Raw genomic sequence first — 14,672 nt, forward strand, 5'->3', positions numbered from 1 at the left:
CGCTATTCGCTCCGGCTCGCCAGTGCATTCACCGCGGCAACGGTGATCGCCGATCCGCCAAGGCGGCCCTCGACCGTCAGCGCCGGCACGGGCGGAGCGGCCATCAGCGCCGCCTTGGACTCGGCCGCACCGACGAAGCCGACGGGGCAACCGATGATCGCCGCCGGCCGCGGGCAGCTTGGGTCCTCCAGCATGTTGAGGAGATGAAACAGCGCGGTCGGCGCATTGCCGATCGCAACGATCGCGCCGCCGAGATGCGGCCGCCACAGCTCGAGCGCCGCGGCCGAGCGGGTGTTGCGCATGGATTGAGCGAGCGCGGGCACGGTTTCGTCGCCCAGCGTGCAGATCACGGCACTGGCCGCGGGAAGCCTTGCGCGCGTAATCCCCTCCGAGACCATGCGCGCGTCGCACAGGATCGGCGCGCCTCGCTGCAGGGCGGCGCGCGCGGCGGTCGCCATGCCTGATGTGAAGCGGATATGCGCCTCCAGGCCGACCATGCCGGCGGCGTGGATCATCCGCACCACGACCTGCTCCTCATCAGGCGAGAAGCGCGCAAGATCGGCTTCGGCCCGGATGGTGGCGAAAGACTGCCGGTAGATCTCCGCGCCATCGGTCTCGTAGGTGTGCGGCATCAATGCCCTCCGACCAGGATCGAGGGATCGCTGACGATGTCCGCGCCGTTCAGGCCGCGCAGGGCCGGCTCGTCACGCGTCGACCCGTCGCGGACGAGATCGAAACCGGCGTGCGTCGCAACCAGCGTGACCGCGGCCGCGCCGGAATGGGCGCAGCCCTTGCCGCAGCCGGAGACGTGCAGGCGTGCGTCGGCGGCGATGCTCGGCGCGAGCGCCGCGGCCAGCGCGCGCGTATCGGCATGGGCCTCGCGGCAGCGCGGCGCACCGCTGCAGGCGATGACGCGCAGCGCGGGATCGAACGGCTCGGTGATGAGACCTGCCCCGCTCGGCATCTCGCGCTTGCCCTCGCTCAGCACCATTCGCCACGGCGTCATGCGCAGCGCGTGGCCGCAACCGGCGAATTGACCGAGCGTCGTGTGCAGCAACTGCCCGAACGCGACGCCGACCATCGCGCCTTGCGGGTAATGCCCGGGTCGCGAGGCGGCCATCACGGGCGCAGGCTCGATCTCGCCGCGCAGCGATTGAGGCAATGCCGCGCCGGAGGCGATGTGGGCGGCCATGCGCCCTCGCCCGCCCTTCGCGCCGCCGGAGACCAGGAACCAGCTTGCGAGCGCCAGCGCCGTGCTGACCGCCTCGCCGCGTGCGACCGAGCGGCCGAGCCTTGCGCCATCGGCTCTCACCAGGAGACCGCCCGCGCGATCGCGCTCGATGCGGATGTCGGCGGAATCGCCGGCAAGCACCCGCGACCGCCCGTCATCGATAGCGAAGCCGAACTTGGTGGGAAGCGCGAGGCCGCACTCGGCAAGCGCCTCCTCCAGCCCGGCGGCCAGCGATTGTGTCTCGTCGCCGCCGCTCCAGAACGGCATCACCAGAATATTCCGCCTGGCTTCGATCTCGGCGTCGGGGTCGAGCAGTGCCAGTCGCGCAAGGCCGTCGAGCAGCGGCCGATGGCTTTGTTCGCTGACGCCCCGGATCTGGAGATTGGCGCGGCTCGTCACATCGATCAGGCCATTGCCGTGTTGCCCGGCGAGTTCGGCAAGCCCGGTGATTTGCTGGACTTCGAGCCGTCCCCCGAACGGGCGCACGCGCACCACGAGACCGTCGCCCGACTGCATCGGGCGCAGCGCGCCGGGACACCAGCCCTTGACCGAAGCCGCGCTCATGAGGCCTCCCGCAACGCCGCGGCGATCGAATTGCGACGCGTCTGCCACAGTGCCGCATCATGCAGGCGCGCAAAGCAGGTCTCCATTGCGACGAGCGCTGACGGATTCTCGCGCGCCATGAAGGCGCGGACGTCGTCATTGCCGAGCGTCGCGTCGTAATAGAGATCGAACAGATGCGGCGGCACGGCGCCGGCGAGATGCGCGAAGGCCGCCATGTGCTCCAGCGTCGCGGTGATCTCGGCGGCGCCGCGAAAGCCATGCCGCATCATGCCGGCGATCCAGGCCGGGTTGGTCGCGCGTGCGCGGACGACACGGGAAATTTCCTCGGTCAGCGTGCGTGCATTCGGCTGCTCGGGGCGCGTCGTATCAAGATGATAGAGCGCAGGCCCCGCCGCGCCGAGATGCGCTGCCGCGGCCGCAACGCCGGCTTCATGGGCGGCATAATCGGCAGCGAGCAGCAGGTCGGTCTCCGGCAGATCCTGGACGTGGACAAAGGCGTCGGCGGCCGCGAGGCGCTGCTCGATGCCGGCGCGATCCGGCTTGATCTCGCCATCGGCCGAGAACGCCCAGGACGACGCCGACAGCCAGGCTTCGCCCGCAGCCTCGCGCGTCTCCGGCGTGAAGGCATCGGGGATCGCCGACAGGCCGACGCCGTATTGTCCGGGACGCGGCGCGAATACGCGCGAGGCGCGGTGGCGATAGGGATTCTCCTCGCCCTCGTCGTCGCGCGACGCAAGCGCTTCGGATGCCGCCTCGAACAATTGCGCAAGACCCGCGAAGACGTCGCGGAACAGGCCCGACACCCGCAACGTGACGTCGATGCGGGGCCGGCCGAGCTCAGCCGGCGCGACGATATCGTAGCCGGTGACGCGGCCGGAGGCGTGATCCCAGCGCGGCGCAAGGCCGGCCAGATGCAGCGCCATTGCAAACTCTTCGCCCGCGGTGCGCATCGTCGCCGAGCCCCAGAGGTCGACCACGAGGCCTTTCGGCCAGTCGCCGTGATCCTGCAGGTGACGGCGCAGCAGCTCTTCGGCGAGCTTTATTCCCTGCGCATGCGCCGAAGGTGTCGGCACCGCGCGCGGGTCGACGGCAAAGAGATTGCGCCCGGTCGGCAGCACGTCCTGACGGCCGCGATAGGGCGAGCCGGATGGACCCGGTGCAACGCGCCGGCCTGCAAGCGCGGCGCGCAACGCATCTCGCTCCGCTTCGCCACAGGCGCCGCGACCGAACACGTGCAGGCCGTCACCGAACTGGCTTTCCTTGAGATCGCAGACGAAGCGATCGATCCGCGGAATCGCTTCGGCCGGCGCGGCCGAGGCATCGAGACCAAGATCGTCTTCGAGACCCGCCGCACGTGCTTCATCGCGGACCGCGGCAATCAGGCGCTGGCGGCGCGCGGGATCGAGACCATCGGCGGTCGAATATTCGTCGAGCAGTCGTTCGAGCCGGCGCAAGCCTTCCGGCACCGCGGATGTCTCCAGCGGCGGCGGCAGATGGCCGATCGTGACCGCACCGATGCGGCGCTTGGCCTGCGCGGCCTCGCCGGGATCGTTGACGATGAAGGGATAGATGACGGGGAGATCGCCGATCAGAGCTTCCGGCCAGCAACGCGATGACAGCGCCACGGATTTGCCGGGCAGCCATTCCAGCGTGCCATGCGCGCCCATGTGCACGACGGCATCGACGTTCCGCTGCCGAAGCCAGAGATGGAACGCGACATAGGCGTGGCGCGGCGTGCGGGCGAGATCGTGATAATCGGCATCGCGCGAGGTCGCATCGCCGCGCTCCGGTTGGACCGCGATGATCGAGTTGCCGCATTGAATCGCCGCGAAATGGAAGGCACCGTCGCGGCAGCCAGGATCATGTTCCGGCGCGCCCCAGGCTTGCGCGAGATCATCCTGCAAGGATTGGGGCAAACGCGAGAGCGCCGCGCGATAGTCGGCAACGCTCCAGGTCAAGCTCTGCTTCAGCAGCGTCTCGCCGAGCGCATGAACAGGCGCTATTTCGAAGCCGGCCGGCCCGAGATCGGACACCAGCGCTTCGACCGACGCCAGCGCATCGAGACCGACCGCATGCGCGATCTGATGCGGACGCCCCGGATAGTTCGAGAGCACGATCGCCAGCCGCTTCTCCGCAACCGGCTTCTCCGCAAGGCGCCACCAGGCCGCGACACGCGCGGCGACGGCTTTCACCCGCTCCCCATCCGGCTGGTGCGCCAGATGCGAGAACTGCAAATCGGGGTCGCGCATCGCCGCCGATTTGAAACTCACCACGCCCGCGAACAGGCGGCCGTCGACCTCGGGCAGCACCACATGCATCGCGAGGTCGCCGGGCGACAGGCCGCGCAGCGAGTCCGCCCAGTCCTCGCGCCGCGCCGTGGAGAGCGCGACCTGGAACACCGGGCATGGCGCGGCATCGAACGGCGTCGTGCCGTCGTCACCGACCGCGGAGAACGCCGTTGCGTTGACGATCGCCGCTGGAGGATTTTGCGCCAGATGCGCCCGCATCCAGTCCGCGACGCCCGCAGCCTTCAGCGAGGTGACGAAGGCGCCATAGGCGTCAAAGCCCTGCTCGCGCAGCGCCGCGATCAGCGCATCGACCGGGCCGGTGTCGGCGGCGGTGAGATAGGAACGATAGAAGGTCACCAGCGCGCGCGGCTTGCCGTCAGCGCCCATTGGCGCAGCAATGACGCCGCGCGCGGGATCGTAAAAGCCCATCTCGGGCACGCTCATCTCGCCGATGACAGGCCCGGCGTAGAGCCCCGAGGCCAGCGCGAGCTGCGCGATCGCCGCTTGCGCCGCGACCGGACCGCCGGTGTCGCAGAGCACCTTGAGGCGCCGCAGCGTCGAGACCGGCAAGGTCGAGTACGCATCGAGCCTGACGTCATCGCGGCCGTCGGCCGGCAGCGCGGCCAGCACGATGTTGCGGTCCTTCGCGAGCTGCTGAAGAGCCGCGAGGCCATAGGCCCAATAGGACTCTCCGCCGATCAGGCGCACCAGAATGCCGCGCGCCTGCGACAACGTGCGCTCGATATAGGTGTCGACCGACAGCGGATGACGCAGTTCGGCAAGGTTCGCGAGCCGCAGCGTCGGCAGGCTATCGCGACCGCGGCGCCAGCCGGCTGCGAACGCAGCAAGGTCGGAATCCGAATACGAGAGCACCACGAGATCGGCCGGGTCCTGGCCGATGTCCCTTGGCGTCGCGGTCTCCTCGAGACCGCGGCTCTCGCGGAAGACGACGTGCATCAGATCCCAGATCCTGAAAGACCAAGTCCCACCCTGATCGCGGCCTCGTCGATATCGCCGTGCTCGCCAATCACGACGAGCCTTGACTGCCTGATACTCGCGCCCCAGGGCTTGTCGAACTGGTGGCGCACGCGCTCGCCGACCGCCTGCAGCAGAAGTCGCATCGGCTTGCCCGCAACCGCGATGTAGCCTTTGGCACGCAGCACGTTCTGCTCGCGCGCCAGCTTCTGCACCGAGGCGACGAGCGCATCGACGTCGGTCACTTCAGGCAGATCGATCACGACGGAGGCGAAGTCGTCATGCTCATGCTCTTCTTCGCCGTCGTGATGCGAAGGGCGCGCGGCGAGATCGTTCTCGGCGGCGGCGCCGAGGCCGAGTATGACGCGCGCATCGATCGCGCCGTCGGTGACTGATAGCATCGGCACGCGGCGCGGCATCTCGGCGGTGATCACGGCCCTGGCGGCTTCGAGGCCCGCGGCGCCGGCAAGATCGGCCTTGGTCAGCAGCACGATGTCGGCGCAGGCGATCTGGTCCTCGAACACTTCCGACAGCGGCGTCTCGTGATCCAGACTCTCGTCCGCCGCGCGCTGCGCCTCGACGGCGTCGGGATCGGGCGCAAAGCGACCGGCGGCGACAGCCTCGGCATCAGCCAGCGCGATCACGCCGTCGACCGTGATGCGCGAGCGGATCTCCGGCCAGTCGAACGCCCTCAGCAGCGGCTTCGGCAGCGCCAGGCCCGAGGTCTCGATCAGGATGTGATCGGGCCGCACCGGCCGCGCCAGCAACAGCTCCATGGTCGGAATGAAATCGTCGGCGACGGTGCAGCAGATGCAGCCATTGGCAAGCTCGACGATGTTCTCTTCCGGGCAGTTGGCGTCGGCGCAGGATTTCAGGATCTGGCCGTCGACGCCTTCGCTGCCGAACTCGTTGACGAGCACGGCGAGTTTCTTGCCGTTGGGGTTGGCGAGCAGGTGCTGGATCAGCGTCGTCTTGCCCGAGCCGAGGAAACCGGTGACCACCGTGACCGGAACTTTTGCAAGCGAGCTCATTCGGCGGCCTCCGGCAACACGGCAATGGGGGGAATGCGAGCAAGGGATTGCTTGCGGAAGATTTCCGGACGGCTGCGCCAGGGCACGAGGCCATCGGGTGCGGCGGCGTAGGCTGCGGCGCCCGCGACCACGTCCTGCGCATTCGCATCCGAGAGACGGCCATAGACATAGGACCAGCGGCCGGGCGCGCTCAGCGCGACCGAGCAGCCCTGGCTGCAGGCCGACAGGCATTCGACGGGAACCACTTTGACGCCGTCAGGCACGCCGGCTTCGAGGATCGCACCGTGCAGGCGCTTGCCGGGCGTGGTCTCGCCCTCGCCGAGCGTCTGGCCGGCACGGCACGTGATGCAGACATGAAGTGTGACGGTCATCGCCTCTTCCAGATATCAGCGGGAGGCGATGAGGCACACGGACCATTCGTCGGAAGGCCCGTTTCCCCGTCGCGGAACACCCCGTCCGCCGGTCCAAAACTCGTCGCGCTGGCAGGTCTCCCGGCTTGCGGAGCAGGGTTTCCCCTTCGATCCCCGCCTTCCCGATTCCCTGAGGGAATCAGTGGCTTCGGGCATCTCTCCGGTCACGGTCGCGGGGGCGGCTGCATTTTGGAGCCAAATCTTGCCGATTCGGACCCTATCGCATTCCCTCTTCGCCTGTCATAGGACAGGAACCAACGCCGGGCCACCATTTGCCGGTGGCCGCCTCTTGTCAAGCCGAAGGACCGGGATCGATGACGCCTGAACCGGATACAAAAACAGCCGAGGATACCGACATCAGGCACGCCACGAAAATGGCGAAGAAGAAGGCCGCCCGCGACAAGATCATGGCGACCAAGAGCGGCGAGAAAGGCCTCATCATCGTCCACACCGGGGCCGGCAAGGGCAAGTCGTCCTCCGCCTTCGGCATGATCGTGCGCTGCGTCGCGCATGGCTTTCCCTGTGCGGTCGTGCAGTTCATCAAGGGCGCCTGGGATACCGGCGAGCGGCGCCTGCTCACCGGCCATTTCGGCGAGCTCTGCCAGTTCCACGCCATGGGCGAAGGCTTCACCTGGGAGACGCAGGACCGCGCCCGCGACATCGCCGCCGCGCGCGCCGGCTGGGAGAAGGCCAAGGAGCTGATCCTCGATGCCAACCTGCGCATGGTCGTGCTCGACGAGATCAACATCGCGCTGCGCTACGACTATCTCGACATCGCCGAAGTGGTCGAGTTCCTGACGACACAGAAGCCCGAGATGACCCATGTCGTGCTCACCGGGCGCAACGCTAAGGACGAGCTGATCGAGATCGCCGATCTCGTCACCGAGATGACGCTGGTGAAACATCCGTTCCGCTCCGGCATCAAGGCGCAGGCCGGCGTCGAGTTCTGAAGCCAGATGGCACGCGCGCTGATGATCCAGGGGGCAGGCTCGGACGTGGGCAAGTCGCTCATCGTCGCCGGACTTGCGCGCGCCTTCACGCGGCGGGACTTGCGCGTGCTCCCGTTCAAGCCGCAGAACATGTCGAACAACGCGGCCGTCACCGTCGATGGCGGCGAGATCGGCCGCGCCCAGGCGCTGCAGGCGCTCGCCGCCGGCGTCGAGCCGCACACCGACATGAACCCGGTGCTTCTGAAGCCCGAGACCGATGTCGGTGCGCAGGTGATCGTCCACGGAAAGCGCATCGCCACCGCGCGGGCACGTGACTATGCGGCGATGAAACCTTCGCTGATGGGCGCGGTGCTGGAGAGCTTTGAACGGCTGAAGGCGCGATCTGATCTGGTGCTGGTCGAAGGCGCCGGCAGCCCGGCCGAGGTCAATTTGCGCAAGTCCGACATCGCCAATATGGGCTTTGCACGCAAGGCCGACGTGCCGGTGGTGCTGGTCGGCGACATCGACCGCGGCGGCGTCATCGCCCAGCTCGTCGGCATCAAGGCGGTGATCGACCCCGATGATGCCGCGATGATCCACGGCTTCGTCATCAACAAGTTCCGCGGCGATCCCACGCTGTTCGACGACGGCTACAGGCTGATCGAGCAGAAGACGTCGTGGCCCGGCTTCGGCGTGCTGCCCTGGTTCGCTCGCGCCGGCGAGCTGCCTGCCGAGGACGCGCTGGGCCTGAGCGACGCACGCAAGCCCGGCCAATGCAAGATCGCCTGCCTCGCGCTGTCGCGCATCGCCAATTTCGACGATCTCGATCCGCTCAAGCTCGAACCGGGCATCGATCTCGTGATGGTGCGACCAGGCGAAGCCATTCCGGGCGATGTCAGGCTCGTCATCATCCCCGGCTCGAAATCCACCCGCGGCGACCTCGCCTTCCTGCGCGCGCAGGGCTGGGACATCGATCTGCTCGCGCATCACCGCAGGGGCGGCCATGTGCTCGGCCTCTGCGGCGGCTATCAGATGCTCGGGCGCAGCGTCGCCGACCCCGATGGGATCGAAGGTCCCGCAGGCGACACGCCGGGCCTCGGACTGCTGGATGTCGAGACGGTGATGAGCCCGCAGAAGACGCTGACGCGCGTCGCGGCTGTGCATGCCGCCACGAACCAGCCGATCGAGGCGTACGAAATCCACATCGGCCGCACCGACGGCCCGGACCGCATCCGCCCGTTCGCGACGCTGAACGGCGAGCCGGAAGGCGCGATGTCGCGCGACGGCCGTGTGCAGGGCAGCTATCTGCACGGCCTGTTCACCTCGGATGATTTCCGCAAGGCGTATCTCGCCAAGCTCGACATTCCCGCAGGCGACGAGCCCTATCACGCCAGGGTCGAGAGCGCGCTCGAGGCGCTGGCCGATCATATCGAAAAGCATCTCGACGTCGAGGGACTGCTTGCGCTAGCGCGCTAGCACCTCGGCAAGGCGCGTCCATTCGGCCTCGCTGCCGGGAAGCCCGAGCCGAAGCCATGTCGGCTTTTGTGCGAAGACGCGCGACCAGATGTGGCCACGCGCAAGTTTCTCCTGCACAGGAAGCGCATCCGGCGTCCCGTAGAGACGAAACAGCGCGGTGCCGCCGATGAGCCGCCAGCCCTGCGCTTGGGCCATTTCGTCGAGCCGGACACAGTCGCGCGCCAGCCGCGCGGACGTGGCTTCGGCCCAGACATCATCGCGCAAGGCGCGGCAGCCGATCGCGATGGCCGCACCCGAGACCGGCCATGGACCCGACATTGCATCCAGCCTGTCGATGTCGGCTGCATGGCCGATTGCGAATCCCAGCCGCAGGCCGGCCAGTCCATAAAATTTTCCAAAGGACCGCAGGATCAGCAGTCCCGGCCGATCCGCTTCAGATGCGAGTGACAGCTGCGGAACCGCATCCGCAAAGCTCTCGTCGACCACAAGGCGGCCGACGCGCGACGGCAGCGCGAGCAGATCCTTCGGCGAATGGCAGCGGCCGTCGGGATTGTTGGGATTGACGATGATGGCGAGGTCCGCGCCTTCAAGCGCACCGAGCTCTCCGACCTCCTGCACCTCCCAGCCCGCGGCCGACAGCACGCCGGCGTATTCGTTATAGGTCGGCGCAATAATGCGCGCACGGCCCGGCGGCGCGAGGTGTGGCAGCAACTGAATGGCGGCCTGTGCGCCGCCGAGCGCGACGAGCGGCGCGCGCGTGCGATAGGCATGCTGCGCGGCCCGGTGCAGCCCCTCGATCTCGGCGCGCGAGGGCAGCGCGCTCCATGCGCGCGCGCTCACCTCGCCGACGGGATAAGGCAGCCGGTTGATCCCGGTCGACAGGTCGATCCAGTCTTCCGCCCGCCCGCCAAAATGCTGCTGGGCCAGATCGAGATTTCCACCGTGCTCGCGCATGCCCCGTTCTTTCACGCGAAAGCCAGGATCGCAAGCACGCCGGCGAGCAACAGCATGGCACGGCGATAGACCGCCAATCCCTCGCCAATGTCGGCCGCGTGCGGATCGCGCGCGCCCTCGTTCAGCCAGGGCTCGTTCGTGATGCTGCCGTGATAGATCCGGGGACCGCTGAGCCGTACGCCGAGCGCACCGGCCATCGCCGCCTCCGGCCACCCGGCATTGGGCGAGCGATGACAGCGCGCATCGCGCGTCATGCAAGCCAGCGCCTCGGATCGTCGCGGCGCCAGCAGCACGAACAGAAAGCCGGTCAGGCGCGCCGGGATGAAATTGGCGACATCGTCGATGCGCGCGGCGGCCCAGCCGAAGGCCTCGTGCCGTTCGTTGCGGTGGCCGATCATGGAATCCAGCGTGTTGATCGCCTTGTAGCCGAGAATACCCGGCAAGCCGAACAGCGCGCCCCAGAACACCGGCGCCACGATCCCGTCCGAGGCATTCTCGGCAAGGCTCTCGATCGCGGCGCGCGCGATGCCGGCTTCATCGAGCGCCGCGGGATCACGGCCGACGATGCGCGACACCGCCTCGCGCGCGGCGGCGATATCGCCGGCCAGCAAGGGAGCACCGACAGCGGCCACGTGATCATGCAGCGAGCGCAGTGCCACCAGCGGCCAGGCGAGGATGCCGACCAGCACGATCTGAACCCAGCCCGACGGAAGCGAGAATTGGAGCACCCAACCGATGGCAACAGCGAGCACGATCACCACCAGCGCTCCGGCGACGCCGGCAGCACGGCGAAATGTCGTGGGATCGGACTCGCGATTCCAGCCGGCATCGATGGCACCGATCAGCCGCCCCAGCCAGGTCACGGGGTGGCCGATCCGCGCGAACAGCCACGACGGCCAGCCCAGCAGAGCATCCACCGCCATCGCCACCACCACCGCGCCCGCAAAGCCCAAACCCGCCTCCTGTCCCGCCCCTGTTGCGCAAAGCAAGGGCTGAGCGCAAGCCCCTCCACGCCTGATTTCGGCTTTGTCTTTGGCCGCGATTGGTGGTTAGTCAGGCCCTCCAGGAGACCTTCATGGCCGTCATCTTGATTACCGGCGGAGCGCGATCGGGCAAAAGCAAGCGTGCGGAATTCCGCACGCGCGCCTTTCCCGGGCAGCCCGTCTATGTCGCGACGGCCGAAGCGCTCGACGCGGAGATGCAAGCACGCATCGCGACGCATCGCGCGCGGCGCGGAACCGACTGGATCGAACGCGAGGTGCCGCTCGATCTCGTGCCCGCGCTGGTCGCGACAGACGGCGGCGGCGCACGGCTGGTGGATTGCCTGACGCTGTGGCTCTCCAATTTGATGCACGCCGAACGCAATTGGGAACGCGAGGTGGCCGCGCTCGCCGCCGCCCTGCCCGGCTTGAAGAGCCCCGTCGTCCTCGTCACCAACGAGGTTGGCCTGGGTATCGTCCCCGACAACGCGCTCGCGCGCCGCTATCGCGACGCGGCCGGACTGATGAACCAGATGATCGCGGCCGCCGCCGACGAGGTCGAGTTCGTGGTCGCCGGCCTTCCCATGAAATTGAAATGATGCCGCGCGCCGAGATTCTCAAGGACATCGTTGCCGATCTCAGGATGGCGGCATCGTTTGTCACGATCCTCCCGGTGGCATCGTCGAAGCCCGCACCTGACGGCGCCGTCGCACGCGCGACCTGGGCGCTTCCCATCGCGGGACTGCTGGTCGGCTTGGCCGGCGCGTTCATCTACAAGGTCGCCATCCGCGTCGGCCTGTCGCCGAGCCTTGCCGCCCTGCTCGCGCTCGCGACCACCGCGCTGATCACCGGCGCGCTGCATGAGGACGGTCTTGCCGACACTGCGGATGGGCTCGGCGGTGGTCGGACGCGCGAGCGCAAGCTCGAGATCATGCGCGACAGCCGGATCGGCACCTATGGGACTTGCGCGCTGATCCTGTCGTTCGGCCTGCGCTGGAGCGCACTCGCCGTCATCGCCAACCCCCTCGCCGTCGCCCTGGCGCTCTGCGCCGCGCACGCTGCCGCCCGCGCCGGCGTGCCGGCCTTCATGTCGCTGGTGCCGCCAGCGCGGCCGGATGGGCTGTCGGCGAGCGCCGGAGCGCCGCCCGGCCGCAGCGTCGCTGTCGCCTTTGCACTTGGTACGCTCGCTCTTGTCCTGATGCTCGGACCAGCCAAGGCGCTTGCCGGCCTGTTCCTGCTGTCGCTCGCCGGACTGTTGCTGGCGCGGCTTGCCATTCGCCAGATCGGCGGGCAGACCGGCGACATCCTCGGCGCATTCGAGCAGATCGGCGAGATCCTGATCCTGCTGGTCGCCGCATCCTTCCCAACGGGAGGCTGATCCATGGTCGCGTTCGACGACACCTTCCGCCGGCAATTGCACGAGCTGTTCGTGTGGCGCCGCGACGTGCGCCGCTTCCGCAGCGATCCGCTGCCGGAGGGCGCCATCGATGGGTTGATCGAGACCGGCTGCCTCTCGCCTTCGGTCGGCCTGAGCCAGCCCTGGCGCTTCGTCATCGTGGACGATGCCGCGCGCCGCCGCGCCGTGATCGACGATTTCAGGGCGTGCAATGCCGATGCCTTGAGCTGCTATTCCGGCGAACGCGCCGCGCGCTACGCCACGCTGAAGCTGTCGGGCCTCGAACAGGCACCCGGCCACCTCGCCGTGTTCGCGGACAAGGCCAGCGACGTTGGGCACGGCCTCGGTCGCGCCACCATGCCGGAGACGACGGAATATTCGGTGGTCGCCGCGATCACCGCGATGTGGCTCGCCGCGCGGGCGGACGGCATCGGTCTCGGCTGGGTGTCGATCCTGAGCCCGGATCGCATCCACGCCATTCTCGACGTGCCCCAGAGCTGGAAGTTCATCGCCTATCTCTGCATCGGCCACCCGGAAGCCGAGTGCGACCAGCCGGAGCTGGAGCAGGCGAAATGGGAGCACCGGCGCGGCGCGGACGAGTTCACGCTGCGGCGTTAGAAAACCGCACTATCCTCCGTCATTGCGAGGAGCCCTTGCGACGAAGCAATCCAGAATTCCTCCGCGGAGGCAGTCTGGATTTCTTCGCTACGCTCGCAATGACGGCGGAGAGAGCGGCGCGACCTTCCGCTACGACTTGCTCCTGCCCGCCACCGCTGGTGCCGCGCTTTCCTGCTTCTGGAACATCAACAGCGGCCGGAAAATGACGCGGCCGTAGGCCTCGTAATGGTTCTGGGTCGACACCGCCATCTTCACCGGCGTCGCGTAGTTCGCCTCGAAGGTCATGAACTGCGCATAGGTCCAGGAGAAGCCGACGCCGACGGAGGCCATTTCGGTGACGCCGGGGAAGGTCGAGTACACCGCACCGTAGTCGGTGAAGATGTAGGTGTCGAAACCCCTCAGCCATTGCGACCAGTTGTAGTGCAGCTCGGCGTTGAAATAATAGCCGCTGTCGCCGGAGGCCGCGTTGGAGGGATAGCCGCGCACGGTGGTTGGACCGCCGATCGAGAAGATCTGGTCGCCCGGCAGCAGTTTCTCCTGCGTGTACTGCCAGCTCGCCAGCACATTGGCGCTGAAATTCGCGGGCCCCGCGGCGCTGGTCGCAAGCATGGAGCCGGTATAGGTGGTGAACGCGCGGTTGCCACCGAGCACGTGATCGTGCCAAGCAACGTAGTTCACTGCCGGCGAGACCGTGATCGAATAGGTGTTGCCGGATTTGGTCACCGAGACGCCCGCCGTGGATTTGTCGTAGTGATCGTCGGTGACTGCGACGGTGGCAAAACGGCTGACCGTCTTGCCCTCGGTCAAGGCGGCGTTGAGCAGCACCAGCCAGTCCTGCGTCACCCAGACCGGCTGGCTGAAATTGACCGCGGCCTGGCTCGAGCGGCCGGTGACGTCGAGCGCGACGAACGGTCCCTGGACGATCTTGATCTTGCCTTCGGTGTAGCTGACGCCGGCGCGGCCGCCCCAGGGATTGACCGGAATGTTGTAGGCGACATTGCCGTTGAGATTGCCGTCGGAGCGAACGCCGTAGAAGGTCAGGCGGTCGTCGACGCCGAACAGGCCGTGGCGCTTGTAGAAGGCCCCGCCCTCCCAGCGCCCGGTGTTCTCCGAGCCCTGGTTGTCGGTGAAGAGCTGCAAGGTGTCGACCGGCGGCTCGATCACGGCGAACTGGAGATCGGTGAGGCCGAAGCTGGTGCCGGGCTGCAGCAGCGCCTTGATCTGCACGTCGTTGGTCCGGTTGAACCAGATCACGTCCCGGTTGAGCTTGGGAACGTCGAGGACCTCGCCTTCGGGCTCCTTCACGCGATCCAGGATGTAGTCGGTGCGGGTCTGCTTGTTGCCCTCGACGGTCGTCTTCTGGAGCCGGCCCTCGGTGAGCTTGATGCGGACGACGCCGCCCTTGGCGTCCTGGTCGGGCAGCGTCGCGATGCCCGTGACGATGCCGCGCGCGGCATAGACGGCATTGATGTCGGCGACGAGCTGCAGGAGCGCTGCGATGTCGACGTCCTTACCGACATATTTCTTCGCGATCTCGTCCAGCTCCGCCGGCGTGATGAATTTGGACTCATCGAACGTCACCTTGCGCAGGCGGAATTTCGGCCCGCCAGGCTTCAGCAGCTGGGACTTTTCCCGCTCGCCGCCGACCACCGCTGGCCCCGTTATCTTGGGCGGCGCGCTCTGCTGTTCAAGCTGGCGGCGCTGCCGGTCGACGTCGTTCTGGATCACGCCGGGATTGATCGACTGCGCACGCGCGGAGGCGACGCAGGACGCTGCCAGCCCAACCGCCAATGCTGCCCCCAGAATCCGCATCCCGAATC

General features: G+C 67.7%; 13 protein-coding genes and 1 riboswitch. Of the genes, 5 read left to right on the forward strand and 8 right to left on the reverse strand.

Annotation, left to right across the window (positions count from 1 at the left end; genetic code table 11):
- Positions 1-2: 2 nt before the first annotated feature.
- Genes TSA1_RS19440 through TSA1_RS19460 form a run of 5 tightly spaced genes read right to left on the reverse strand, consistent with a single transcriptional unit; the run spans position 3 to position 6,460 of the window.
- On the reverse strand, positions 3-632 hold the full coding sequence (locus tag TSA1_RS19440) for a precorrin-8X methylmutase (RefSeq protein WP_100177766.1): 630 nt from the start codon (positions 630-632) through the stop codon (positions 3-5).
- Positions 632-1,795: a precorrin-3B synthase gene (gene cobG, locus TSA1_RS19445; protein WP_100177767.1), complete on the reverse strand. Its 1,164-nt coding sequence runs from the start codon at positions 1,793-1,795 to the stop codon at positions 632-634. The genes TSA1_RS19440 and cobG overlap by 1 nt, the downstream gene beginning before the upstream one ends.
- Entirely contained in the window at positions 1,792-5,040 is a 3,249-nt protein-coding gene (gene cobN, locus TSA1_RS19450; RefSeq protein WP_100177768.1) for a cobaltochelatase subunit CobN, read from the reverse strand. Before cobN ends, cobG begins: the two co-directional genes overlap by 4 nt.
- Positions 5,040-6,089 (reverse strand): cobalamin biosynthesis protein CobW, encoded by a 1,050-nt coding sequence (cobW, locus tag TSA1_RS19455; protein ID WP_100177769.1) that lies wholly within the window; start codon positions 6,087-6,089, stop codon positions 5,040-5,042. Before cobW ends, cobN begins: the two co-directional genes overlap by 1 nt.
- Positions 6,086-6,460: a DUF1636 family protein gene (locus TSA1_RS19460; protein ID WP_100177770.1), complete on the reverse strand. Its 375-nt coding sequence runs from the start codon at positions 6,458-6,460 to the stop codon at positions 6,086-6,088. The genes cobW and TSA1_RS19460 overlap by 4 nt, the downstream gene beginning before the upstream one ends.
- A gap of 93 nt (positions 6,461-6,553) precedes the next feature.
- A riboswitch (cobalamin riboswitch) is annotated at positions 6,554-6,773 on the reverse strand.
- Positions 6,774-6,813: 40 nt separating this feature from the next.
- Here TSA1_RS19460 and cobO point away from each other — a divergent pair.
- Together cobO and TSA1_RS19470 are read left to right on the forward strand one after the other, a co-directional pair.
- Positions 6,814-7,449 (forward strand): cob(I)yrinic acid a,c-diamide adenosyltransferase, encoded by a 636-nt coding sequence (cobO, locus tag TSA1_RS19465; protein ID WP_100177771.1) that lies wholly within the window; start codon positions 6,814-6,816, stop codon positions 7,447-7,449.
- Positions 7,450-7,455: 6 nt separating this feature from the next.
- Complete coding sequence (locus tag TSA1_RS19470) at positions 7,456-8,904, forward strand: cobyric acid synthase (RefSeq protein ID WP_100177772.1); 1,449 nt, start codon at positions 7,456-7,458, stop codon at positions 8,902-8,904.
- On the opposite strand, the gene cobD is transcribed toward TSA1_RS19470, so the two are convergent.
- Together cobD and cbiB are read right to left on the reverse strand one after the other, a co-directional pair.
- The gene (gene cobD, locus TSA1_RS19475) at positions 8,893-9,858 is read right to left on the reverse strand and encodes a threonine-phosphate decarboxylase CobD (protein ID WP_174718978.1); all 966 of its coding nucleotides are present in this window, start codon (positions 9,856-9,858) and stop codon (positions 8,893-8,895) included. The genes TSA1_RS19470 and cobD overlap by 12 nt on opposite strands.
- 11 nt (positions 9,859-9,869) lie before the next feature.
- Positions 9,870-10,811, reverse strand: coding sequence for an adenosylcobinamide-phosphate synthase CbiB (gene cbiB, locus TSA1_RS19480; protein WP_174718979.1), 942 nt, complete (start codon positions 10,809-10,811; stop codon positions 9,870-9,872).
- A gap of 122 nt (positions 10,812-10,933) precedes the next feature.
- Between cbiB and cobU the strand changes: the two genes are divergently transcribed.
- From cobU to bluB, 3 genes are read left to right on the forward strand one after another with little or no spacing between them, the layout of a single operon-like run.
- On the forward strand, positions 10,934-11,437 hold the full coding sequence (cobU, locus tag TSA1_RS19490) for a bifunctional adenosylcobinamide kinase/adenosylcobinamide-phosphate guanylyltransferase (RefSeq protein ID WP_174718980.1): 504 nt from the start codon (positions 10,934-10,936) through the stop codon (positions 11,435-11,437).
- A complete protein-coding gene (cobS, locus tag TSA1_RS19495; protein ID WP_100177774.1) occupies positions 11,434-12,216 on the forward strand; it encodes an adenosylcobinamide-GDP ribazoletransferase in 783 nt (260 codons plus the stop codon). The genes cobU and cobS overlap by 4 nt, the downstream gene beginning before the upstream one ends.
- A 3-nt stretch (positions 12,217-12,219) precedes the next feature.
- The gene (gene bluB / locus TSA1_RS19500) at positions 12,220-12,852 is read left to right on the forward strand and encodes a 5,6-dimethylbenzimidazole synthase (protein ID WP_100177775.1); all 633 of its coding nucleotides are present in this window, start codon (positions 12,220-12,222) and stop codon (positions 12,850-12,852) included.
- Positions 12,853-12,981: 129 nt separating this feature from the next.
- On the opposite strand, the gene TSA1_RS19505 is transcribed toward bluB, so the two are convergent.
- Positions 12,982-14,664, reverse strand: a complete 1,683-nt coding sequence (locus TSA1_RS19505) for a ShlB/FhaC/HecB family hemolysin secretion/activation protein (RefSeq protein ID WP_100177776.1) — start codon at positions 14,662-14,664, stop codon at positions 12,982-12,984.
- Positions 14,665-14,672: the final 8 nt, after the last annotated feature.

The organism is Bradyrhizobium nitroreducens (assembly GCF_002776695.1).
Taxonomy (GTDB): Bacteria; Pseudomonadota; Alphaproteobacteria; order Rhizobiales; family Xanthobacteraceae; genus Bradyrhizobium; species Bradyrhizobium nitroreducens.

Coding starts and splice junctions, on each gene's coding strand:
- cobG (WP_100177767.1), bottom strand. CDS start 1,795: ATGAGCGCGGCTTCGGTCAAGGGCTGGTGTCCCGGCGCGCTGCGCCCG.
- TSA1_RS19460 (WP_100177770.1), bottom strand. CDS start 6,460: ATGACCGTCACACTTCATGTCTGCATCACGTGCCGTGCCGGCCAGACG.
- TSA1_RS19505 (WP_100177776.1), bottom strand. CDS start 14,664: ATGCGGATTCTGGGGGCAGCATTGGCGGTTGGGCTGGCAGCGTCCTGC.
- TSA1_RS19470 (WP_100177772.1), top strand. CDS start 7,456: ATGGCACGCGCGCTGATGATCCAGGGGGCAGGCTCGGACGTGGGCAAG.
- cobD (WP_174718978.1), bottom strand. CDS start 9,858: ATGCGCGAGCACGGTGGAAATCTCGATCTGGCCCAGCAGCATTTTGGC.
- cobS (WP_100177774.1), top strand. CDS start 11,434: ATGATGCCGCGCGCCGAGATTCTCAAGGACATCGTTGCCGATCTCAGG.
- cobU (WP_174718980.1), top strand. CDS start 10,934: ATGGCCGTCATCTTGATTACCGGCGGAGCGCGATCGGGCAAAAGCAAG.
- TSA1_RS19440 (WP_100177766.1), bottom strand. CDS start 632: ATGCCGCACACCTACGAGACCGATGGCGCGGAGATCTACCGGCAGTCT.
- cobW (WP_100177769.1), bottom strand. CDS start 6,089: ATGAGCTCGCTTGCAAAAGTTCCGGTCACGGTGGTCACCGGTTTCCTC.
- cobO (WP_100177771.1), top strand. CDS start 6,814: ATGACGCCTGAACCGGATACAAAAACAGCCGAGGATACCGACATCAGG.
- bluB (WP_100177775.1), top strand. CDS start 12,220: ATGGTCGCGTTCGACGACACCTTCCGCCGGCAATTGCACGAGCTGTTC.
- cobN (WP_100177768.1), bottom strand. CDS start 5,040: ATGCACGTCGTCTTCCGCGAGAGCCGCGGTCTCGAGGAGACCGCGACG.